The following is a 20,843-nucleotide window of genomic DNA, read 5'->3' as shown; positions in this document are numbered from 1 at the left end:
TCGGCTTCGAGATCCATCCCCGGCTCCAGCATCTCCGCCGGATAACCCGTCTTCTCCGCCACCACCTCAAGCAGCGCATCGAGCACCGCAGAGTCGGCAACAACAGGCACAGCCTCAGGGGCAGGGGCAGGGGCAGGGGCTTCTACGGGTGCCGGCGCAGCGACACCACCGAGGAACCCCGCGATGTCGTCCAGCGTGCGCAGCTCACCCAGCCGCTCGGGATCGACGTCTCCCGACACCGGGAACCGCTCCTGCAGCGCCCCCATGATCTGCACCCGCTTGATCGAATCGATCCCCAGGTCGGCTTCCAGATCCATCCCCGGCTCCAGCATCTCCGCCGGATAACCCGTCTTCTCCGCCACCACCTCAAGCAGCGCCTCCAACACCGCAGAGTCGGCAGCAACGGGAGCAGGCGCAGGCGCAACGGTCTCCGCAGGGGTGACCTCGGGCACGGCCTCAGCCACGGCCTCAGCCACGGCCGGCGGGGGTGCGGTGTCGCCGCGGAGGGTGTCGATCAGCAGGCGCGTCGCGCGCTCGTGGGCGGTGGTGATGGAGCTGCCGTGCTGCTCGATGAGCCGCAGGGCGGCGTTCGTGTCGGGGTGGCCGCCCGCGCGGACGGTCTGTTCCAGGGACGTGATCGCCTCGCGGACGGTCGCGACGTGGGCGTCGAGGATCTCGGCCTGGAGTCCCAGGCCCTCACGGACGACGTCGCTCAGGGCGTCGGACGGGGCAGCCTCCGGAGCCGGCGCGGGCTCCGCCGTCTGCGGCGCGACCGTGACACCCGGCTCCGACAGGGCCTTCGCGTACGCCTCGCGCCGTGCGTCGGAGACGTAGTTGACGCCGCGCAGCGGGATCGTGAGCCCCTTGCGGACGGGCGCGTCCGGGAGCGGCTCGGCGTGGTCGTCGATGCCGGTGACCGGGAGGCCGAGGACGGCCAGTTCGACGGCGGCCCGCTTCAGCGAGATCTCGCCGTCCTTGCTGGGCCCGCCGTCGACCGCGACGCAGACCACGTCGCCGCGCCCGTCGAGGATGCGTTCGATGAGGTCGGACAGCACGCGCTTGGGCCCGAACTCGACGAAGACGCGGTAGCCGTCGGCGTACATCTCCTCGATGCGGGTCTGGAACGCGACGGGCTGCAGCAGCTGCTCGACGAGCGTGTCGCGGTTGGCGTCGGCGTCCGTGCCGTACGCGGCGCCCAGGGTGTTGGCGTAGACGGGGATGCCCGGCGCGCCGAGGCCGACGCGGTCGACGGCCTCGCGGAAGGCATCGGCGGCGTGGGCGACGAAGCGGGTGTGGAAGGCGGCGGAGACCGGGAGCCGCTTGGCGGGGATCTTGCGGGCGGCGACATCGGCGACGAGGCGGTCGATCTCGGCGGTGGGGCCGCCGACGACGACCTGGCCGGGGGCGTTGATGTTGCAGATGGCGACGCTGCGGTAGGTGGCGACGAGCCCCTGCACCTCGCCGAGTTCGGCGCGTATCGCGGCCATGGCGCCCGGGTCGAAGTCGGCGGCGGCCGCGCGCGGCGGGGCCATGGCCAGGCCGCGCGCGCGGGCCAGTTCGGCGAAGCCGTCGTCGTCGAGGGCGCCGGCCGCCCACAGGGCGGTGAGCTCGCCGAAGGAGTGGCCGACGGTCCCGTCGGGGGAGAAACCGAGCTCGCGGAACCAGGCGAACTGCCCGGCCGACAGGGCGCCGATGGCGGGCTGTGCGAAGTCGGTGCGGCGCAGCGCCTCCTCCTGGGCCGCACGGGTGGCGTCGTCGAAGGCGGGCGGCGGGAAGACGACCCGGCCGAGGGTCTCCGGGCCGGTGCTGATGCGGTTGGCCCTGTCGTACGCGGCGAGGACGGGCGGCAGGGCGAGGGCGGCCCGGCGGCCCATGCCGACGTACTGGCTGCCCTGCCCGGCGAAGACGGCGGCCGTCTTCGTCCCGGACGGGAGCCCGGCGCGGCGGTAGGTGATGCCCTTGGGGTGCTGCCAGGAGGACGCCTCGGGCTTGGCGCGCAGCAGCTCCACGGCCGCGGCCCGCAGTTCCTCGAACTGGGCGTCGTCGCGGGCGACGATGCCGAGCCGCGCGTCGCCCGTGGGCACCCGGCCGGCCGGGTCGGGGGCGGCGCCCTGCTCCAGGCGGCGGGCGAGCGCCTCGGGGTCGGCGGCGTGCCACAGGCCGGTGCGGGCCACCGGGCCGAGCACCGTGCGGGCCGCGGCGGGGTCGTGCTCCTCCAGCACCATGTGGAAGTTGGTGCCGCCGAAGCCGAAGGAGGAGACCGCGGCGCGCCGCTTGTCGCGCGAGGGGTCCAGGACCCAGGGGCGCGCCTGGGGGCTGACGTAGAAGGGGGTGCGCGCGGGGTCGACGGCATCGCTGGGCCGGTCGACGTTGATGGTGGGCGGCAGCACCTTCTGGTGCAGGGAGAGCGCCAGCTTGATGAGGCCCGCGGCGCCCGCGGCGGCCTTGGTGTGCCCGATCTGGGACTTGACGCTGCCGATGGCGGCGTAGCCGAGCTGACCCGCACCGGGCTGCTCCGTGACGAACGACCCGAGGGCGGACAGCTCGGTGTGGTCGCCCACCGCCGTGCCGGTGCCGTGGGCCTCGAAGAGCTCCACGGAGCCGGCGGGCACGGCCGCGTCCTCGTAGGCGCGCCGCAGCGCAAGCTGCTGGCCCTCGGCGCGCGGGGCGTAGATGGACTTGAAGCGGCCGTCGCTGGAGGTGCCGATGCCGCGCAGCACGGCGTAGACCCGGTCGCCGTCGCGCTCGGCGTCGGCGAGCCGCTTGAGGGCGAGCATGCCGATGCCCTCGCCGATCAGCGTGCCGTCGGCGGACTCGTCGAAGGGCTTGATGACCTGGCTCTTGGAGAACGCCGGGGTCTTGCTGAAGCACATGTACATGAGGATCGTGTTCTCGGCGTCGCAGCCGCCGGTGAGCATCAGGTCGGCTCGGCCCTCGATCAGCTCGCTGACGGCGAGCTTGACGGCGGCCAGCGAGCTGGCGCAGGCGGCGTCGACGGTGCAGTTGGTGCCACCGAGGTCGAAGCGGTTGGCGATGCGCCCGGCGACGACGTTGCCGAGCATGCCGGGGAAGGAGTTCTCCTCCCACGGGATGTACGCCTTCTTGAAGCGGCGGGCGATCTCCTCGGCGTCGGCCTCGCTCAGTCCGACGCTGCGCACGACCTCCTTCAGCACGGGCGTCTGCAGGCGCGCGGAGAGCGGCTGGGTGAGGGAGTTGGCGCCGGTGACGCCGAGGATGACGCCGGTCCGGCTCGCGTCGTACCAGTCCGCACCGTCCGTGCCCGCGTCGCGCAGCACGTCGCGCGCGACGGTCAGCGACAGCAGCTGCAGGATGTCGGTGACCTCCAGGGTGTTCGGAGGCAGGCCGAACTCCATGGGGTTGAAGGCGACCTCCGGCAGGAACCCGCCGCGCCGGGCGTAGGTCTTGTCCTCGGCGGCGGGGTCCGGGTCGTAGTGGTCGTCCACGTTCCAGTGGCTCGCGGGGACGTCCTCGATGCAGTCGCGGGCGTCCACGATGTTGTGCCAGAACTCGCGCAGGTCGCGCGACTTGGGGAACAGGCCGGCCAACCCGACGATGGCGATCGGTGTCTCGGCCAGACGTGAGTGATGCACGACGGTCCTCTCGGTCATGGGCGCCGGGTGGCGGGGGCGCGGATCCACGAGTGCTCAGGCGACGGCCGGGTCGGCCAGCAGTCCGGCGAGCACGGCGACGGCGGTGGGCTCCCGGAGCATCGTGTAGTGGTCGCCGGGGACGCCCAGCTGCCGCACGGGGCGGGTGCTGAGCCGGCTCCAGCCGAGGTCACCGCGGTCCGGGAGCAGGGAGCGCTCCGGCTTGACGAGGGTGACCGTGCGGTCGAGCGGAGCGGGTTCGTACGGTGCGGTGCAGCGGTTGTTGCGCAGCAGCCCACCGTGGTACGCGGCGTAGAGCTTGCGCAGCCCGGCCAGTTCGGTGCCGGGGGGCAGTACGCCCTGGGCGGTGGCCGCGGCCAGCAGCGCGGGCAGGCCCTCGTCGGTGTCGGCGACCGGCGGGACGCGCAGGACGACGGGGCGGCCGCGCTTGGCGCCGAGGTACATCGCGAACCAGTCGAGGAGCATCGCGGGGTCCAGCAGTTCGTCGGCACGCTTGAAGGCGGGGACGGGGGCGATGCTGTCGAGGAGGACGAGTTCCTCCAGCCGGGCGCCCTGTCCCGCGGCGTCGAGCCGGGCGGCGACCTCGAACCCGACGACGCCGCCGAAGGACCAGCCGACCAGGGAGAACGGCGCGTCCGCGGGCGCGGAGGCGGTGAGTTCTGACAGGCAGCGCTCCGCCAGGCCGGCGATGGAGACCGTGGCCGCGGCCGGGTCGAGGGCGGCGGCGAAGAACTCCGGGATGGTGCCGAGGTCGAGCAGGGACAGCGCGGTGTCCGCGGGCAGCCGGTCGGCGAGCGGCTGCCACGCCGTGGGCGCCAGTGCGCCCGGGTGGACGGCGTAGAGCCGGCGGGCCGCCCCGCCGGCCGGTTCACGCAGCGGCGTGAGGACCGGGCGGGGGGCGCTACGGTCAGGCCGCTGCGACATGGCGGGCGTTCTCCTCGGCGATGTGCTCAGACAGCGCGGCGATGGTGGGGTGGTACCAGAGCGCGGTCGCCTCCAGCTCGAAGCCGAGCCACTTCTCCAGCTCGCCGGCGAGGATCAGCGCCTCGGTGGAGTCGAGGTCGAACTCGTCGAAGTAGCGGTCGACGTCGATCTGGGCCGGCTCGACCTCCAGCCGGACCGCGAGCTTCTCGACCAGCCAGGCCTGCGCTTCCTCGGCGGTGACACGCTGCATGGGGATTCCCTCACTTCACTTCTTGATGTCGCGGGCGATGGACTCGGCGGCCTTGAGCCCGGAGACGTACCCGGCCTCGTGGGAGCCGATCAGGTCGTGGCCGATCCTGGGCGAGTGGAAGTACGAGCCGGCGAGCTTGATCCGGCCGGTGTCGTTGACGGCGTAGATGGTGCGCTGCATGGAGCGCACGTCCAGGTCGATCACCGGGTGGGTGAACGGCAGCTCGCGGATGACCAGTTCGTCGCGGGGGACGACCGGGCAGTCGAGGGTGACGAAGTAGTCCTGGCGGGCGGTGAAGCCCTGCAGGGAGTTCATGTAGTACGCGACCCAGGTGCGGGTGCGGCCGTCGACGGTCTTCAGGCCGTAGTTCCAGCTCTGCCAGCGGGAGCGGTCCGGCGGCATGCCGGACGGGTCGGTGTGCAGCACGGCCCGGGTGGAGCTGTAGCGGACCTTGCCCAGGACGTCGGCCTGCGCGGCGGTGGGCCGCTCCAGCATCGCCAGGGTCTGGTCGGCGTGCGAGGCGAGCACCGCGTAGTCGTAGCGCTCCTCGCCGTCGGCGGTGCCGATGACGACGCCGCCGTCCGGGCCCGCCTCCTCCCGGACCCGGGTGACCGGGCTGCCGGTGCGGACCGTGCCGTTGACCGCGGCGACGACCCGGCGGACGTACTCGACGCTGCCGCCGGCGACGGTCTTCCACGCCACCGAGCGGCCGCCGAGGCCACCCGGGTCGTGCGACATGAAGAAGGCGATGACGGTGGTGGCCGGCATCTCCCAGATCAGCTCGGCCGGCACCGACCAGACGGCGGTGGCGAGCAGCACCACGTAGCCGTACTTGAAGGCGTCGGAGTAGCCGCCCCGGTCCAGGTACTCGCCGAGGGCCATGTCGGTGCGCTTGCGCAGGAAGTCGCGGGGGGCCTCGCGGTGGAATCGCTCGGCGTCCCGCCACAGGGGCAGGAAGTCGGCCGGGTAGCGCCCCGCGATCTCCTCCTCGGTGAGCTCGAACTCGGCGGTGCCGTAGTCGAGTCCGCGGTCGAGGTCGAAGAAGTCGAAGCCGCCGGTGTGGTCCAGGGCCGTAGCGCCGATCTCCTGGAAGAAGGCGCTCAGCTGCGGGTACGTCCGGGAGTTGAAGACCACGAAGGCGGTGTCGATCCCGATGGTGCGGCCGTCCTCCTCCACCTCGACGGTCAGGGCGTGGCCGCCGGGCCGGTCCTCCTTCTCGTAGACGGTGACTTCGACGTCGTCGGGCAGGTGGTACGCGGCGGACAGGCCGGATATGCCGGCCCCGACGACAGCGACACGGGTGGTCATGACAGGCAGCCCCTCGGCTCGAGCAGTTCTCAGGAACCGGTCGCGTTGGGCGACGGCGGCTGGAGCGCAGAGGGCTGGGACCTCTGAAGGCGTGAAGTCGTCCGTGTCCCGCGCGGATCGGCGCGGCAGGCGGCGCACTGGGAACGTAGGGCGGCCCGGGCCGGAGGGTCAAACACCGCATCATCGACGGTTTCCGGCCCATCGGGGCCGCCGATGCGCCCCGTCCCGGGTGTCCGGATCGGTGCCCGGGGGGCACCGGGGGCGCGAACAGGCCAACTGCCGCGCGGACCGGCCTATCGGCCGCCCGGAGGTGTCCGGAAGCCCCGCGGGAGGGACTCATGTGGGTGGCGGGAGTTCCCGCCGTGACGGCGCGCACCGGCCGCGCACCCGTACCGAAGAGGAGAGAGCTGCCATGCCCACCATTCCCTGGATGCCCGGGGCCGCCGCCAAGGAGTCCGCCGGCTCCGGTGAGGCCGTGGTCATGGCCTCCAAGCTCCAAGTGAAGTCGCTGCTGAGCGTGCCCCGTTTCTTCCTGCTGTCGCTGGTGGTGTGGAAGCAGGTGCGGTCGGCGCCCGGCGTGGTCGGTGCCTCGCTGCGGGCGGAGCCGCTGAAGAAGACCTTCTGGACGCTGTCGGCGTGGCGGGACCAGGAGGCGCTGGACACCTTCGCCCGCACCGACCCGCACGCGCGGATCGTGGCGCGGCTGCGGAAGGTGATGGACCGCTCGGTGTTCGTCTTCTACCCCACCGCCCGCGACGCCCTGCCCGTCGCCTGGGACGACGCCACCCGGCGCCTGGCGGAGAAGGAGCGCGCCCAGTGAGCACCGTGACGGGCGCCGCGTCCGCGCAGGCACCGCAGAAGCCGGTGATCCCGCGCGGCCGGCTGGTGCTGCTCGCCGCCTGCCTCGGGCTGTTCATGTCGTTCATCGAGGTGACGGCGGCGATCTCCACGCTGCGCGCCTTGCAGGTCGACATGCAGGTCGCCCCCGCCGACCTGAGCTGGGTGTCCAGCACCTACACCCTGGTGGTGGCCGCGTGCGTGCTGTCGGGCGGCGCGCTCGGCGAACGCTACGGGCGGCGGCGGGTGTTCCTGACCGGCGTGGTCGCGCTGGCGGCCGGCTCGCTGGTCGTGGCCACCGCGGGCGGCTTCCCGCAGGTGCTGGTGGGGCGGGCGGTCAGCGGTGTCGGCGGTGCGCTGGTGCTGCCGACCTCGCTGGCGATCATCACCACCACCTTCTTCGTCGACCTGCCGCGCATGCTGCGCACCATCACGGTGTGGGTGTCGGTGTCCGGACTCGGCCTGGCCCTCGGGCCGCTGCTCGGCGGCGCCCTGCTCGACCGCTTCGACTGGCCCGCGGTCTACCTGGTCAACACCCCGCTGGCGGTGGTCACGGTGGCCGTCACGCTGTACGCGGTGCGCGAGTCGAAGGTGCCCGACCGGCCGCTGGACCTGCCCGGCCAGGGCCTGTCCGTGCTGGGCCTGGGCACGCTGGTGTACGGGATCGCGGTCGGCGGCCGCGCCGGGTACGACGACCCGGTGGTGGTGGCGGCGCTGGCGGTGGGCGTCGTGTCGCTGGTCGCGCTGGTGCTGGTGGAGCGCCGTACGGACGTGCCGATGCTGGACGTGCGCATGATGGGCTCGGTGCGGGTGTCGGCGGCACTGGTGGTGGCCGCGGCGGCGCTGTTCGCGTTCGTCGGCGTCATCTTCCTGCAGGTGCTGTTCCTGCAGCGGGTGCAGGCCGTCGCGCCGATGGCCACGGGCGTGCGGCTGCTGCCCGCGATGGTCTTCTTCGTGCTGTCCACCCTGGTCGCCCAGCGGATCGCCGGGCGGGTCGGCGCGGCCCGGCTGCTGGCGGCCGGTTCCCTGGTGACGGCCGCCGCCGCCGTGGTGCTGGTGCGGCAGCAGCCGGACAGCGCGTACGCGATCACGGCGGTGGGCCTGGCCCTGGTCGGTCTGGGCAGCGGGCTGGTCGTCGCGCCGTCGACGGCGGCCGCCTTCGCGGTGGTCCAGCCCGCGCAGATGGGTGCCGCGTCGAACGCCGTGACCGCGTTCCGGCAGATCGGTTCGGTGCTGGCGACCTCGGTGCTCGGCGCCGTCCTGGCGGTCCGTTTCATCGGTGCGCTACCGCAGCGGCTGACGGCCGCCCATGTGCCGCCGCCGGTCGCCGACGCGGTCGTGGCGGTGGCGCGCAGCGGCGGAAGCGGCAGCGGCCGCTCCACACCCGCGGTGACGGACGCGATCGGCGCGTCCTTCACGGTCGGCATCCACACCGGCCTGTGGGTCGTCGCCGGGGTGTCCTTCGCCGCGGCCGTGCTGGCCGCGGTGTTCCTGGCCCGCAAGCCGGCCGCGGCGTAGCGCGGACGCGGGCCCGCCGAGGACCGCGGCGCGGTGGGGGCGGCGCCCCCACCGCGCCACCGCTCAGCGGCGGAAGCGCCGCACCGCCGCGACGAGGACCGCGCCGGCCACGAGGGCGACGCTCGCGACGCCGCCCACGCTGGTGAGGAGCTCGTCCCGGGGGCCGGTGTCGGCGAGCGCGGGACCGCCTTCGGAACCGGACGCGGTGCTGTCGGCGGCCTCGCGGATCATGCGCACGACGGCGTCGGGGTGGGAGAGCATCGCGACGTGAGAGGAGTCGACCTCGACGGTGTGCGAGCCCGCCCGCTTGGCCTCGAAGCGTTCCAGCGCCGGGTTGATGGCGTGGTCGGCGGAGGCGACCAGCGCCCACGAGGGGATGGTCCGCCACGCCGCGCCGGGCGCCTTGTCGGTGAACGCCCGCAGTGCGACCGGCCGTTGCTCGGCGGACATCAGCCGGGTCGCCGCCACGGGCAGGTCCGCGGCGAAGACCTTGCGGAAGACGGAGTCGCGGATGTAGATGTCCGTGCCGCTGCCCGACCCGTCCCGGTACGGCACGGGACGCTGCGCCGAGGCGAGGTCGCTCGGCGCGAACTTCGCCGAGAGCGCACCCAGGGTCTCCCCCGCGTCCGGCATGAACGCCGAGACGTAGACCAGTGCCTTGACGTTCGGGTTCCCCGCCGCTGCGCCGCTGATCACCGCGCCGCCGTAGGAGTGGCCCGCGAGCACGATCGGGCCGTCGATGCTCTTCAGCACGCTGGCCACGTAGGTCGAGTCGCCGATCAGGCCCCGCAGCGGGTTGGCGGGGGCGACGACCGTGTAGCCGGCGTTCTCGAGGCGCTCGACGACCGGGGTCCAGCTCGACGCGTCGGCGAAGGCGCCGTGCACCAGCACCACGGTCGGCCGGGCCCCGCCGCGCGCGGCGGCGCCGTCGGCGGCCGACGAGGCGAGGGCGGGGGCGGCGGCGATCGCCGTCGAGGCGAGCGCCGCGACGAGCGCTCCCGTGCGGGCTATGCGACGTCGGTGCAGCGGAGCGGGGGAGGACGGCCCAGCCATGCTGTTCTCTCTTCCGGCCGGAGGGGCTGCTGTCGCCTCCCAGCCTTGGCCCGCCGCCGCCGTCCCGCTCGTTCCCGGGGGACGGACGAGTGACGGCGGGTCGTCCGCTCTTCGCGTGCGCTCCGCGGACGTGAAACACCGGCGTCATCGAACACGGATATGATCCGCCTCACACAAGATCCCGGACGGCCGGAAATGGTGCGCTCCCGCATGCCTTCCTGCCGCGCCGCATGCATGAGGGGAGCGTCCGATAGCCCTCCGAATATGGCTCAGCAGCGCGGGGGTGGCCACCACCCAGGTGATGCGGATGCTGCGCGGCAACCCCGACTCCGTGGACGTCCGCGTCTACGGGAGCAATGTCGATCCCTCGGCACCCGCCCTGGCCGCCTGCGACGTGGCCGAGGTGGAGCCCCGCCACGTCGGCGACGACGCGTACGCCGAATTCGCCCTCGACTTCTGCCGCAGGCACGGCATCGACGTCCTCGTCCCGCCGCGCCGGCTGACCGCGCTCGCCGGGCGGGCCGGCGACTTCGCCGCCGCGGGGACCCGGCTGATGTGCTCGCCGCCGGCCTCGATCAAGGTACTGACCAGCAAGAGCCGTACGTACCAGGAGGCGCTCGCCGCCGGGATCCCCGTGCCGCCGTGGCGGGTGGTCCGGGACGCCGACGGCCTGCGGGACGCGGTGGACGAGCTCGCCGCGACCGGCGAGACCGTCTGCATCAAGCCCGCCGGCGAGTACTCGGCCTTCGGCTTCCGCATCCTGGAAGACCGGCCGATGGACATCCGTGACCTGCTCGCCCCCGCCAGGCCGATGGCCTCGGTCGAGGCGGTCGCCCAGGCGATGAAGCGGGCCGCCGACGAGGGCGAGCACGTGCCCAGCATGATCGTCATGCCGTACCTGGAAGGCCCCGAGGTCAGCGTCGACTGCCTGTCCGCCCCGGGCGGGGAACTGCTCGCCGCGATCCCCAGGGCCAAGGAGGGCCGCTACCGGCTCCTGCTGGACGACCCCGCCATCACGGAGATCGCCCGTCGCCTCGTCAGGCACTTCGGCCTCGCCTACCTCTCCAATGTGCAGCTGCGCCACCGCAAGGGCGAGCCCGTGCTCCTGGAGGCGAACCCGCGCCCCTCCGCCGGGATCTTCCAGACCGCCTTCACCGGCGTGAACCTGCCCTGGGCCGCCGTCCGCCTGCTCACCCAGGGTGACGCCGGGCTCCGCACCGCCCCCCGCCTCGGCGGCCGCGTCGCCGTGACGGAAGCGGTCACCGAGGTCCCGGACGTCCCTCGCCTCCCTGACGTCCCGGAGGTCAACGTGGCGTGAGCCGGGGCCGGGGGGCACGCTGGAGGGAGGAAGGCAGGTGGCAGTTCATGAGCAGACTCGAAGAGCAGATCGACCTGAACGTGCCGACCGAGGTGGCGTGGCAGCACCTGCACCGCCTGGAGGAGTACCCGCAGTTCGTCGCGGGTGTCCGGGAGGCCGGCGCCACCGGGGACGGCAAGGCCCGGCTCGGCGTGTCGGGGACCGGTGGCGGCTTGCTCGACGCGGAGTTCTCCGACCGCACCAAGGCCCGGAGCGACACCCGGGAGATGACCTGGCGCACCAGCGGCGGTGCCGAGATCACCGGGACGTGCTCGGTCCTCCCGATCGACGAGCAGCACAGCCGCGTCCAGGTACGCATGGAGTACGACCCCGCCGAGATCCGCGACGCCTTCGGCGGCCCCAAGGGCTTCGCCCAGGTCAGCGCAATCGAGCGCACGGTCCGTGACGACCTCGAACGCTTCAAGGACCTCGTCGAGCGCGAGCACTAGCCGGCCCTTCGCGCGGTCCGTGCGGCCCGCCACGCACGGACCGCGACGGGAGCCAGCCGTGTGCCGCTAGAGGCGGACCCCGTGCCGCCGCAGGTAGGCGACCGGGTCGACGTCGGAGCCGTAGCCCTCGCCCGTGCGCACCTCGAAGTGCAGGTGCGGGCCGGTGGTGTTGCCCGTGGAGCCCGAGCGGCCGACCTGGCGGCCCGCGGCCACGGTCTGGCCGGTCCGTACGGTCAGCGAGGACAGGTGGCCGTACTGGGTGTACATGCCGTCGTGGTGCCGGATCACGACCTGGTAGCCGTAGGCGCCACCCCAGCCGGCCTCGACGACGGTGCCCGCGGCGACCGACTTGACGGAGGTGCCGGTGGGCACGGCGAAGTCCTGGCCGGTGTGGTAGCCGCTGGCCCAGTGGGATCCGCTGCGGTGGTACGGGGTGCCGAGCGCTCCGCCGACCGGCGCGACGAAGGTCTGCGCGGCGGAGGCGGGTGCGGCGTGCCGCTCGGCGGGCCTGGCGGTCTTCGCGGGCTCGGCCGGCTTGCTGGGCTTGGCCGGCTTGCCTGACTTGGCGGGCTTGGACGCCTTCGCCGGCTTGGGGTCCTTCGCGGGCTCCGCTCCCGGCACGGACAGTTCCTGTCCGGGGAGGATGAGGTCGGGGTCGGCTCCGACGACCCGGCGGTTCACTGCGTAGAGCCGCTGCCAGCCGCCGCGGACGTCCTGCTCGTCGGCGATCCCGGAGAGCGTGTCCCCGCTGACGACCGTGTAGGAGTCGTCCCGCGCCGCGGGGGGACGGTCCGTCCCGGGCTTCTCCTTGGGTTCGGTCTTCTTCGCCGGGGCCGCCGCACGTCGCGGCGGGTCCTGCGCCCGCGGTCCGCCCCGGGTGAGCCCGGCGCGCTGTGAGCAGACGGGCCACGCCCCGGGACCCTGCCCGTCCAGGACCCGTTCGGCTATCGCCATCTGCTCGGACCTGGTGGCCAGGTCGGCCCGGGCGGCGAACTTCCCACCGCCGTAGGCCTTCCACGTCGACTGGGCGAACTGCAGCCCGCCGTAGTAGCCGTTGCCGGTGTTGATGTGCCAGCGGCCGCTGCTCTCGCACTGGGCGACCTTGTCCCACGTGCCGGTCGTGGCCGCGCCCGCGCCCGTGGCCGCGACCAGCGGCAGGGCGAGTCCCGCTCCGGAGGCGGCGGTGACGGCGACCGACACCGGCGAGAGCCGGCTCGGCGGCTGGGGTCTGCGGTGGCGACCGCGCACGGGCCGTACGGGCATGGGGGGACCACCTCTCGGCTCCGGACACACGGCCGTACAAGTACGACAGAGGGATCTTGTCGCCGCAAGGGTGCTTTTGAGACTCTGTCGTCCCAAACCGTGCGGCCCGGAACCGGGTTGGCGCGGTGGCGCCCCCTGTCAGGACGTGCGGGGCGGCAGCGGGAGCGGCAGCCCCGGCAGGCCGTCGAGGCTGACCGCGACGTACGGCTTGCCCACGCAGTAGTCGCTGAAGGACTCCTCGGTCTCGCGGGAGAAGCGCTGGGTGTGCAGGGGCCGTTCCTCCCGGAAGTCCAGGAAGGGGACGGCGAATCCGCAGCTGTCGCTGATGCGTTCGGCGGTGACGACGATGACGGCGCGCAGGTCGGTGCGCGCGCGGATGTCGTCGGAGAAGTGCGGGAGCAGGTCGTCCCAGCGCGGGTCGTCGCGGAAGACGGGCTCGCCGCGGCCGTGCACCCGCACGATGGTCGGGGGCCCGGTGAAGGCGCACCACATCAGGGTGATGCGTCCGTTCTCCCGCAGGTGGGCGATGGTCTCGGCGCCGCTGCCGCCGAGGTCGGCGTAGGCGAAGGTGCGGTCGTCGAGGAGGGCGAAGGAACCGTCGAGGCCCTTGGGCGACACGTTGACGTGCCCGTCGCCGGACAGGGGCGCGGTGGCGGTGAAGAAGACCTTCTGCTCCTCGATGAACGCGCGCAGGCGCCCGTCGATGCGTTCGTACGTCTTTCCCATGCCTGTGATTCTGCGGCGGCGGCCCGGCTTCCGCCGCACCTTTTCGGCCGTGGGCGGGTCAGCGCCGCCGGGGACGGCGGGGGCCGTCGTCCGCTCCGTCCCGGACGACGATGCCCAGCGCGGCGGCCAGCGCCGGGGCCAGGTCGAGCAGCTGGGCGCTGCCGATGACGGCGCCGCGCAACGAGTCGTGCCCGTCGGCGAGGTCGAGGCGGGTGGCGCCGCGCAGGTCGGTGGCGTCGAGCTCGGCACGGCCGAGCCGCAGGCGTTCCAGGGCGGTGCCGGGGAAGGAGACGTCCTTCAGGCGGGCGCCGCCGAGGTCGACGTCGCGCAGCACGCAGTCCTCGAAGACGACCTCGTGCAGCCGGGCCGAGCGCAGGTTGACGGAGTCGAACTTGCAGCGCCGGAAGGCCACCCGCCGCAGCACCGCGCCGAAGGCCTCGACCCCGGCGAGCACGCAGGAGTCGGCGGTGGCGTCCATCCAGTTCGTCTCGGCCGCCGAGGTGCCGACGAAGCGGTCGCCCTGCAGCCAGACCTCGTTGAAGCGCGCCCGGCGCAGGCTGCCGCCCTCGAAGACGGTGTCGGTGACCGCGCACTCCAGGAAGACGGCGCCGCCGGCGTCCTGTTCTCCGAAGGTGAGTCCGTCGAAGTGCACGGTGTCGTACCGCTCCTCGACGCCCAGCCCGGCCTCGTCGAACGGCTCCAGCGCCTGCGCGTACGGCAGCTCGGACAGGGACTGCGGTGCCTTGAAGGTCATGGCGGCCACGCTAGTGGCCCCCTGTGACAACGCCACCTCCCACGAATATGAACGATTTGTCCGGGATGTCTTGCTACGTTGCGTCCCATGACCGCCCCCGCCCCCGGGACCTCGCCACCGGCCCTCGCCGTGCCCCCCGTCCGGCTGCCCCGGCGCCGGGGCGTCGAGCTGGCGCTGCTGGTCGGCGCGGTGCTGATCCCGGTGTACGGCTACTGCGCCGTGGGCCTCGCGCACGACGGCGCCGTACCGCAGGGGGCGGCCGGCTACGGCGCGGCGCTCGGCGGGCTGGCGCTGGTGGCCCATCTGGCGGTGCGCCTACGCGCCCCGTACGCGGACCCGCTGCTGCTGCCGATCGGGGTGCTGCTCAACGGCCTCGGCCTGGTCCTGATCTACCGCCTCGACCTGGAGACCCCCGACGCCGCCGCCCCGGCGCAGTTGGTCTGGTCCGGGCTGGGCGTCGCCCTGTTCATCGCGGTCGTCCTGCTGCTGCGCGACTACCGCGCCCTGGCCGGGTACGCGTACCTGGGCGTCGTGGCGGCCCTGGTGCTGATGATCGTGCCGAGCCTCTTCCCCGCCGTGAACGGCGCCAGGATCTGGATCCGGGTCGCGGGCTTCTCCTTCCAGCCCGGCGAGTTCGCGAAGGTGCTGCTGGCGGTCTTCTTCGCGGCGTACCTCGCGGACAACCGCGCCGCGCTCGCGTACGCCGGCCGGCAGGTCCGGCGGTTCCGCCGGCTGCAGCTGCCGACCGGCCGGGTGCTGGGCCCGGTGCTGGCGGTCTGGACGATCAGCCTCGGCGTGCTGGTGGTGGAACGCGACCTGGGGACCTCGCTGTTGTTCTTCGGCCTCTTCGTGATCCTGCTCTACGTCGCCTCCGGCCGCACCGGCTGGATCGCGATCGGGCTGCTGCTGTCGGCGGCCGGCGCCTTCCTCGTCGGCACGCTCGAACCGCACGTGCACTCCCGGGTGGCGGACTGGCTGCACCCCTTCGCCAGCATCGAGGCCGGACAGGGCCCGGGCCAGCTGGCGCAGTCGCTGTTCGCGTTCTCCGCCGGAGGGCTGTTGGGCACGGGCCTGGGCGAGGGGCACTCGATCCTGATCGGCTTCGCGGCCAAGTCCGACTTCATCCTGGCCACGGCGGGCGAGGAGCTGGGACTGACGGGGCTGACCGCGCTGTTCCTGCTGTACGGACTGCTGGTGGCCCGGGGCTACCGGGCGGGGCTGGCGGTCCGCGAGCCGTTCGGCAGGCTGCTGGCCGTGGGGCTGGCCTCGATCGTCGCGCTGCAGGTCTTCGTGATCGCCGGCGGGGTGACGGACCTGATCCCGCTGACCGGGATGGCGATGCCGTTCCTGGCGCAGGGCGGTTCGTCGGTCGTCACCAACTGGGTGATCGTCGCGCTGCTGATCCTGCTCAGCGACACCGCCCGCCGCCCGCCGCCCGGCCCGGACACCGGCCGGACCGCCGGCCGGGCCACCGGCGGTGGGGCGGCCGCGGCGTGACCCCGTACGCCCGCCGGGCCGCGGCGCTGTGCCTGCTGCTCCTCGTCGCCCTGCTGGTGAACGCCATCCGGGTCCAGGTGGTGCGGGCCCCCGCGTACGACGCGAACCCCGCCAACCGGCGGGTGCCGATCGACCGTTACGCGCAGCCGCGCGGCGACATCCTCGTCGGCAGCCGGCCCGTGACCGGCTCCCGGTCCACCGGCGCCCAGCTGGACTGGGTCCGCACCTACGCCGACGGCCCGCTCTACGCGCCCGTGACCGGCTTCTCCTCCCAGACCTACGGCACGGCCCTGCTGGAGGCCGCCGCGGACGACGTCCTGTCCGGCTCCTCCCCCGGGCTGTCGGCGCTCCCGCTGTGGAACGCGGTCAGCAGGGCGCCGCAGCGCCCGGGCGACGTCCGCACCACCATCGACCCGGCCGCCCAGCAGGCCGCGTACAAGGCGCTGGGCGGCAAGAAGGGCGCGGTCGCCGCCCTCGATCCGGCGACCGGCCGGATCCTGGCGCTGGTCAGCACGCCCTCCTACGACCCCGCGACGATCGCCGGCACCGGCCCGGAGGCGCTCGGCGCCTGGCACCGGCTCGTCACCGCCGAGGACCAGCCGATGCTCAACCGGGCGCTGCGCCAGACGTACCCCCCGGGTTCGACCTTCAAGACGGTGACGGCGGTCGCGGCGCTCGCCTCCGGGGCGGTCACCGACGTCGGGAAGCCCACCGACTCCCCGGACCCCTACCGCCTTCCGGGCACGACGACGACGCTGGGCAACGAGTCGGCGTCCGCGGGCTGTGAGGACGCGCCGCTGCTCCACGCGTACGTCGTCTCCTGCAACACCGTCTTCGGCAAGCTCGGCGACGACGTGGGGCTGCGGGCGATGCGCGAGACGGCCGAGGCCTTCGGCTTCAACGACCCCTCCATCGGGGTCCCGTCGCACCCCGCGGTCAGCGTCTTCGACCGCCGCATGGACCGGGCGCAGCTGGCGCTGTCGTCCATCGGGCAGTACGACACCCGGGCCACCCCGCTGCAGATGGCGATGGTCGCGGCGGCCGTGGCCAACGACGGCACGCTGATGTACCCGCACCTGGTGGACCGGACCACCGACGGCGCCGGCCTCCCGCTGGAGATCACCGGTGAGCGGGCCTACCGGCAGGTGATGGACGCGACCGTGGCCTTCGTGATGCAGGACATGATGGTCGCCGTGGTGCGGCACGGCACGGGCCGCAACGCCGCCCTGCCCGGCGCGGTGGTGGGCGGCAAGACGGGCACGGCGCAGCACGGTGAGGACAACCGCGGGAACCCGTTCGCCTGGTTCATCTCCTGGGCGAAGGAGGGCCGGGGGGCCCCGGCGAAGGTCGCCGTCGCCGTCGTCGTGGAGGACGCCGCCGCGGACCGCGCCGACATCAGCGGCGGCGGCAAGGCGGCCCCGGTCGCCCGCGCCGTGATGCGCGCGGTGCTGGGACGCTGATCCCGTGCCCGGCCGCGGTCAGTCCTGGGCGCCCAGCGCGATGGCCTGCTCGACCTCGGCGGCCCGCTCGGTCTCCTCCTGGGCGAAGCGCTCGGCGTCGAGCTTCTCGGCGATCTCCTCGTCCTGGGCCATCAGCAGGTCGAGGTTGGAGTCGCCCATCTCCAGGACGCCCATGTCGACGTAGGCGCGCTGCAGCCGCTCGCCCCACAGCCCGATGTCCTTCACGCACGGCACGATGCGGCTGAACAGCAGCTTGCGGAAGAGCTGCAGGTACTCCGAGCGCTCGCTCAGCTCCTCGGCCTCCTGCCGCGGGATGCCGAAGTCCTCCAGCACCTCGGCGCCGCGCAGCCGGTCGCGCATGAGGTAGCAGCCCTCGATGACGAACTCCTCGCGCTCGCGCAGTTCGGCGTCGGACAGCTGCTTGTAGTGGTCGCGCAGCGCCATCCGCCCGAAGGCGACGTGCCGGGCCTCGTCCTGCATGACGTAGGCGAGGATCTGCTTGGGCAGCGGCTTGTCGGTGGTGTCGCGCAGCATGCCGAAGGCGGCCAGCGCGAGCCCCTCGATGAGCACCTGCATCCCCAGGTACGGCATGTCCCAGCGGGAGTCGCGCAGGGTGTCGCCGAGCAGGGCCTGCAGCGAGTCGTTGATCGGGTAGACCATGCCGACCTTCTCGCGCAGGAAGCGGGAGTAGATCTCGGCGTGCCGGGCCTCGTCCATGGTCTGGGTCGCGGAGTAGAACTTGGCGTCGAGGTCGGGCACCGACTCCACGATGCGGGCGGCGCAGACCATGGCGCCCTGTTCCCCGTGCAGGAACTGGCTGAACTGCCAGGACGCGTAGGCACGGCGCATGTCGCGCTTGTTCCGCTCGGACATCTTGTCCCAGTAGGGGGTGCCGTAGACGGTCATGTTCTGGTCCGGCACGCCGAGCGGGTCGTACGGGTCGACCTCGATGTCCCAGTCGATGCGGGTGACCGCGTCCCACTGCTTGTCCTTGCCCTTCTGGTAGAGGGCGAGCAGCCGGTCGCGCCCGTCGTCGTACTCCCAGGAGAAGCGGGCGGCTCCGGAAGCCGGGATCTCCCACAAGTTGTCCTGCGACGGCATTGGCGTCTCCTCGACTCTTGACGGGCTTGCTGACACACAGTCTCATAAGAGCATGACCGCTGGCACCCCTCTTGCAACGCGTGAAAAAGTGGCGGAGCGGCTGCTCGACGCCTCCGCGAAGCACTCCTTCGACCCCGACACCGAGCTGGACTGGGACGCCCCGTTCGAGGACGGCGCGTGGTTCTGGCCGCCCGAGCTGTGCTCCCTGTACGACACCCCGCTGTGGAAGCACATGTCGCAGGAACAGCGGATCGAGCTGAGCCGGCACGAGGCGGCGTCGCTGGCCTCGATCGGCATCTGGTTCGAGATCATCCTCATGCAGCTGCTGCTGCGGCACTCCTACGACCTGGACCCCACCAGCGGGCACGTCCGCTACGCGCTCACCGAGATCGCCGACGAGTGCCGCCACTCGAAGATGTTCGCGCGGCTGGTCACCCGGCTCGGCACACCCGTCTACAAGCCCTCGCGCACGGACCACAACCTCGGGCGGGTGCTGAAGACCGTCTCCACCACACCCGGTTCCTTCACCGGCACCCTGCTCGCCGAGGAGATCCTCGACTGGATGCAGCGGCTGACCTTCCCGGACGAGCGCGTGCAGCCGCTGACCCGTGGCGTCACCCGCATCCACGTGGTCGAGGAGGCCCGGCACATCCGCTACGCCCGTGAGGAGCTGCGCCGCCAGATGAGCTCGGCGCCGCGCTGGGAGATCGCCTTCACCCGGATCTCCTCCGCCGAGGCCGCACGGGTGATCGCCCGGTCGCTGATCAGCCCCCAGGTGTACGCCTCGGTCGGGCTCGACCCCCGGTACGCCGCCGAGCTGGCCCGCACCAGCCCGCACCGCCGCGACGTGATGCGGCAGGCGGCGCGGAAGCTGATGGACTTCCTGGAGGAGATCGGCATGTTCGAGGGTCCGGGCGTACGGCGCATGTGGCGCAGCTCGGGACTTCTCGGGTAGCACGGCGCGCGGGCGGATACGCTGGCGTTCATGAACGGCAGTTCGACGCCGGCGCCCGCCGCCGCTCCCGCCTACCGCCGGCTGAGCGTCGAGCAGCGCCGTACCCAGTTGCTCGCCGCCGCCGTGGACCTGTTCGGGCACCGCAGGCCCGAGGACGTCTCGGTCGACGACGTGGCCGCGGCCGCCGGGGTCTCGCGTCCCCTGGTCTACCGCTACTTCCCCGGCGGGAAGCAGCAGCTGTACGAGGCCGCCATGCGCAACGCCGCCGAGGAGCTGCGGACCTGCTTCGTGGAGCCCGCCGAGGGCGAGATGACCCAGCGCCTGTCCAACGCGCTGGACCGCTACCTCTCCTACGTGGACGAGCACGACGCGGCGTACTCCGCCCTGCTGCGCGGCGGCAGCGTCGCGGAGACCAGCCGGACCGACGCCATCGTGGACGGCGTCCGGCGCGGCGCGGCCGAGCAGATCCTGATGCACCTGGGCGCGCCGCACCCCGGACCGCGACTGGCGATGATGGTGCGCTCCTGGATCGCCAGCGTCGAGGCCGTCTCGCTGACCTGGCTGGACGAGGGCAAGCAGCCCCCCGCCCAGGAGCTGCGGCGGTGGCTGGTGGACCACTTCATCGCGCTGCTGCTGGTCAGCTCCACCACCGACCAGGAGACCGCCGAGGTCGCGCTGGCCGCCCTGGAACGGGAGAGCGCGGGCAGCCCCGCCGGGGACCTGGCCCGCCGGGTGACCCCGCTGGCCCAGGCAGTCGCACATCTGCTCCCACCTGCCGTTTCCTGAACGTGGCCCCCTCCCCAGGGCCTACCCTGACCCCGTGAGGCATGAGGACACGGAATTCGTCGGAGGGCCGCTGGACGGCCGGGTGCTGGGGGTGCTGACCGGCATCACCGGGCAGCCCCCGAAGGTGTACGAGGTACCGGTGCCGCAGGAGGACGGCGCACCCCCCGTCGTGCACGTCTATCATCGCGAGCCCAGCCCCGGCCCGCGCGCGCAGCGCCGTACGCGCTGGGTCTTCGTCTACGACCCGGAGGGGAACCGGCCGGAGAAGCCGCGCTGGCCCTGGTCGAAACCGCGGACGTGAGCCGCAGGGGCGGTCGCGCGGGCGGACCGCCGCCGGACGGGTGATCCGGGTGACCGGCCATGGGGATGGTCCGGACCATTGACAGGATTGGTCCAGACCTGTTTGCTGCGAGTTGTCATGCGCACTTCTTCTCGCCCCCGAAGGAGCGGCCCCCCATGAGACACCTCGTCGCCGCGACGGCGACCCTCGCCTGCACCGCCGTCCTCGGCGGGCTGGTCGCCCTCGCCCCCACGGCGCACGCCGGTGAGTTCCTGGTCAACGGAGGCTTCGAGTCGGGCAACCTGTCCGGCTGGAGCTGCGACTCCGGCACCACCCAGGTGGTGACCGGGCAGGCGAAGAGCGGCAGTCGCGCCCTCGCCGGCACCCCGAGCGGCACCGGGACCGCGCAGTGCAAGCAGACGGTGGGCGTCGCCCCCAACACGGCGTACACCTTCTCGGCGCAGCTCAAGGGGAGTTACGTCTACATCGGCGTGGACGGCGGCACCAGCACCTGGACCCCGGGCACCGGCGGTGCCTACCAGCAGCTGAACGTCAGCTTCACCACCGGCCCGAACCAGACCAGCGCGACGGTCTACGTCCACGGCTGGTACGCGCAGCCCACGTACTACGCCGACGACCTGTCGCTGACCGGGCCCGGCGGCCCGACGCCGAGCCCGCCCCCCACCGACCCGACGC

The 20,843-nt window shown here is 73.0% G+C and carries 19 protein-coding genes; 10 read left to right on the top strand and 9 right to left on the bottom strand.

Annotated features, from left to right (window positions below; all coding sequences use genetic code 11):
• From PV350_RS26455 to PV350_RS26440, 4 genes are all read right to left on the bottom strand, one after another.
• A partial coding sequence (locus tag PV350_RS26455) for a beta-ketoacyl synthase N-terminal-like domain-containing protein (protein ID WP_500336452.1) occupies positions 1-3,629 on the bottom strand: 3,629 nt, incomplete at its 3' end.
• A 36-nt stretch (positions 3,630-3,665) separates the two neighbouring features.
• Entirely contained in the window at positions 3,666-4,553 is an 888-nt protein-coding gene (locus PV350_RS26450; RefSeq protein WP_500336450.1) for a thioesterase domain-containing protein, read from the bottom strand.
• The gene (locus PV350_RS26445) at positions 4,537-4,803 is read right to left on the bottom strand and encodes an acyl carrier protein (protein ID WP_499513958.1); all 267 of its coding nucleotides are present in this window, start codon (positions 4,801-4,803) and stop codon (positions 4,537-4,539) included. The genes PV350_RS26450 and PV350_RS26445 overlap by 17 nt, the downstream gene beginning before the upstream one ends.
• 15 nt (positions 4,804-4,818) lie before the next feature.
• A complete protein-coding gene (locus tag PV350_RS26440) occupies positions 4,819-6,111 on the bottom strand; it encodes an NAD(P)/FAD-dependent oxidoreductase (RefSeq protein ID WP_499513957.1) in 1,293 nt (430 codons plus the stop codon).
• Positions 6,112-6,523: 412 nt separating this feature from the next.
• Here PV350_RS26440 and PV350_RS26435 point away from each other — a divergent pair, with 412 nt between their 5' ends.
• Positions 6,524-6,931, top strand: coding sequence for a DUF3291 domain-containing protein (locus PV350_RS26435; protein ID WP_499513956.1), 408 nt, complete (start codon positions 6,524-6,526; stop codon positions 6,929-6,931).
• Positions 6,928-8,466, top strand: coding sequence for an MFS transporter (locus tag PV350_RS26430; RefSeq protein WP_500336448.1), 1,539 nt, complete (start codon positions 6,928-6,930; stop codon positions 8,464-8,466). Before PV350_RS26435 ends, PV350_RS26430 begins: the two co-directional genes overlap by 4 nt.
• Before the next feature lie 63 nt (positions 8,467-8,529).
• On the opposite strand, the gene PV350_RS26425 is transcribed toward PV350_RS26430, so the two are convergent.
• A complete protein-coding gene (locus PV350_RS26425; RefSeq protein ID WP_499513954.1) occupies positions 8,530-9,519 on the bottom strand; it encodes an alpha/beta fold hydrolase in 990 nt (329 codons plus the stop codon).
• 283 nt (positions 9,520-9,802) lie between these two features.
• Here PV350_RS26425 and PV350_RS26420 point away from each other — a divergent pair, with 283 nt between their 5' ends.
• Complete coding sequence (locus PV350_RS26420) at positions 9,803-10,837, top strand: ATP-grasp domain-containing protein (protein ID WP_499513953.1); 1,035 nt, start codon at positions 9,803-9,805, stop codon at positions 10,835-10,837.
• 47 nt (positions 10,838-10,884) lie between these two features.
• Positions 10,885-11,325 carry an SRPBCC family protein gene (locus PV350_RS26415; RefSeq protein ID WP_499513952.1) on the top strand — a complete coding sequence of 147 codons (441 nt, stop codon included), beginning with the start codon at positions 10,885-10,887 and terminating at the stop codon, positions 11,323-11,325.
• Between the two features lie 66 nt (positions 11,326-11,391).
• On the opposite strand, the gene PV350_RS26410 is transcribed toward PV350_RS26415, so the two are convergent.
• The 3 genes from PV350_RS26410 to PV350_RS26400 form a co-directional block, all read right to left on the bottom strand.
• Positions 11,392-12,588, bottom strand: coding sequence for a transglycosylase family protein (locus PV350_RS26410; RefSeq protein WP_500336447.1), 1,197 nt, complete (start codon positions 12,586-12,588; stop codon positions 11,392-11,394).
• A 138-nt stretch (positions 12,589-12,726) separates the two neighbouring features.
• Entirely contained in the window at positions 12,727-13,314 is a 588-nt protein-coding gene (locus tag PV350_RS26405; RefSeq protein ID WP_499513950.1) for a pyridoxamine 5'-phosphate oxidase family protein, read from the bottom strand.
• 58 nt (positions 13,315-13,372) lie between these two features.
• Entirely contained in the window at positions 13,373-14,068 is a 696-nt protein-coding gene (locus PV350_RS26400; RefSeq protein WP_499513949.1) for a pentapeptide repeat-containing protein, read from the bottom strand.
• A gap of 87 nt (positions 14,069-14,155) precedes the next feature.
• On the opposite strand from PV350_RS26400, the gene PV350_RS26395 reads away from it, so the two are divergent.
• Positions 14,156-15,565 carry an FtsW/RodA/SpoVE family cell cycle protein gene (locus tag PV350_RS26395; protein WP_499513948.1) on the top strand — a complete coding sequence of 470 codons (1,410 nt, stop codon included), beginning with the start codon at positions 14,156-14,158 and terminating at the stop codon, positions 15,563-15,565.
• Positions 15,562-17,025: a penicillin-binding transpeptidase domain-containing protein gene (locus PV350_RS26390; protein WP_499513947.1), complete on the top strand. Its 1,464-nt coding sequence runs from the start codon at positions 15,562-15,564 to the stop codon at positions 17,023-17,025. Before PV350_RS26395 ends, PV350_RS26390 begins: the two co-directional genes overlap by 4 nt.
• Positions 17,026-17,043: 18 nt before the next feature.
• Here the strand turns inward: PV350_RS26390 and PV350_RS26385 are convergent, their stop codons facing one another.
• On the bottom strand, positions 17,044-18,126 hold the full coding sequence (locus PV350_RS26385; RefSeq protein ID WP_499513946.1) for a ferritin-like domain-containing protein: 1,083 nt from the start codon (positions 18,124-18,126) through the stop codon (positions 17,044-17,046).
• A 52-nt stretch (positions 18,127-18,178) separates the two neighbouring features.
• Here PV350_RS26385 and PV350_RS26380 point away from each other — a divergent pair, with 52 nt between their 5' ends.
• The 4 genes from PV350_RS26380 to PV350_RS26365 form a co-directional block, all read left to right on the top strand.
• Complete coding sequence (locus PV350_RS26380) at positions 18,179-19,081, top strand: AurF N-oxygenase family protein (protein WP_499513945.1); 903 nt, start codon at positions 18,179-18,181, stop codon at positions 19,079-19,081.
• 30 nt (positions 19,082-19,111) lie between these two features.
• Positions 19,112-19,867 (top strand): TetR/AcrR family transcriptional regulator, encoded by a 756-nt coding sequence (locus PV350_RS26375; RefSeq protein ID WP_499513944.1) that lies wholly within the window; start codon positions 19,112-19,114, stop codon positions 19,865-19,867.
• A gap of 34 nt (positions 19,868-19,901) precedes the next feature.
• Positions 19,902-20,168: a DUF8847 domain-containing protein gene (locus PV350_RS26370; RefSeq protein WP_499513943.1), complete on the top strand. Its 267-nt coding sequence runs from the start codon at positions 19,902-19,904 to the stop codon at positions 20,166-20,168.
• A 155-nt stretch (positions 20,169-20,323) separates the two neighbouring features.
• Positions 20,324-20,843: carbohydrate binding domain-containing protein (locus PV350_RS26365; protein WP_500336444.1), on the top strand; the 520-nt coding region annotated here is incomplete at its 3' end.

Source organism: Streptomyces sp. PA03-6a, assembly GCF_033792765.1.
GTDB lineage: Bacteria > Actinomycetota > Actinomycetes > Streptomycetales > Streptomycetaceae > Actinacidiphila.
Note: the sequence above shows the minus strand (reverse complement) of the source record. Positions and strands in the feature narration are given on the sequence as shown.

Coding starts and splice junctions, on each gene's coding strand:
- PV350_RS26450 (WP_500336450.1), bottom strand. CDS start 4,553: ATGTCGCAGCGGCCTGACCGTAGCGCCCCCCGCCCGGTCCTCACGCCG.
- PV350_RS26445 (WP_499513958.1), bottom strand. CDS start 4,803: ATGCAGCGTGTCACCGCCGAGGAAGCGCAGGCCTGGCTGGTCGAGAAG.
- PV350_RS26440 (WP_499513957.1), bottom strand. CDS start 6,111: ATGACCACCCGTGTCGCTGTCGTCGGGGCCGGCATATCCGGCCTGTCC.
- PV350_RS26435 (WP_499513956.1), top strand. CDS start 6,524: ATGCCCACCATTCCCTGGATGCCCGGGGCCGCCGCCAAGGAGTCCGCC.
- PV350_RS26425 (WP_499513954.1), bottom strand. CDS start 9,519: ATGGCTGGGCCGTCCTCCCCCGCTCCGCTGCACCGACGTCGCATAGCC.
- PV350_RS26415 (WP_499513952.1), top strand. CDS start 10,885: ATGAGCAGACTCGAAGAGCAGATCGACCTGAACGTGCCGACCGAGGTG.
- PV350_RS26410 (WP_500336447.1), bottom strand. CDS start 12,588: ATGCCCGTACGGCCCGTGCGCGGTCGCCACCGCAGACCCCAGCCGCCG.
- PV350_RS26405 (WP_499513950.1), bottom strand. CDS start 13,314: ATGGGAAAGACGTACGAACGCATCGACGGGCGCCTGCGCGCGTTCATC.
- PV350_RS26400 (WP_499513949.1), bottom strand. CDS start 14,068: ATGACCTTCAAGGCACCGCAGTCCCTGTCCGAGCTGCCGTACGCGCAG.
- PV350_RS26395 (WP_499513948.1), top strand. CDS start 14,156: ATGACCGCCCCCGCCCCCGGGACCTCGCCACCGGCCCTCGCCGTGCCC.
- PV350_RS26385 (WP_499513946.1), bottom strand. CDS start 18,126: ATGCCGTCGCAGGACAACTTGTGGGAGATCCCGGCTTCCGGAGCCGCC.
- PV350_RS26380 (WP_499513945.1), top strand. CDS start 18,179: ATGACCGCTGGCACCCCTCTTGCAACGCGTGAAAAAGTGGCGGAGCGG.
- PV350_RS26375 (WP_499513944.1), top strand. CDS start 19,112: ATGAACGGCAGTTCGACGCCGGCGCCCGCCGCCGCTCCCGCCTACCGC.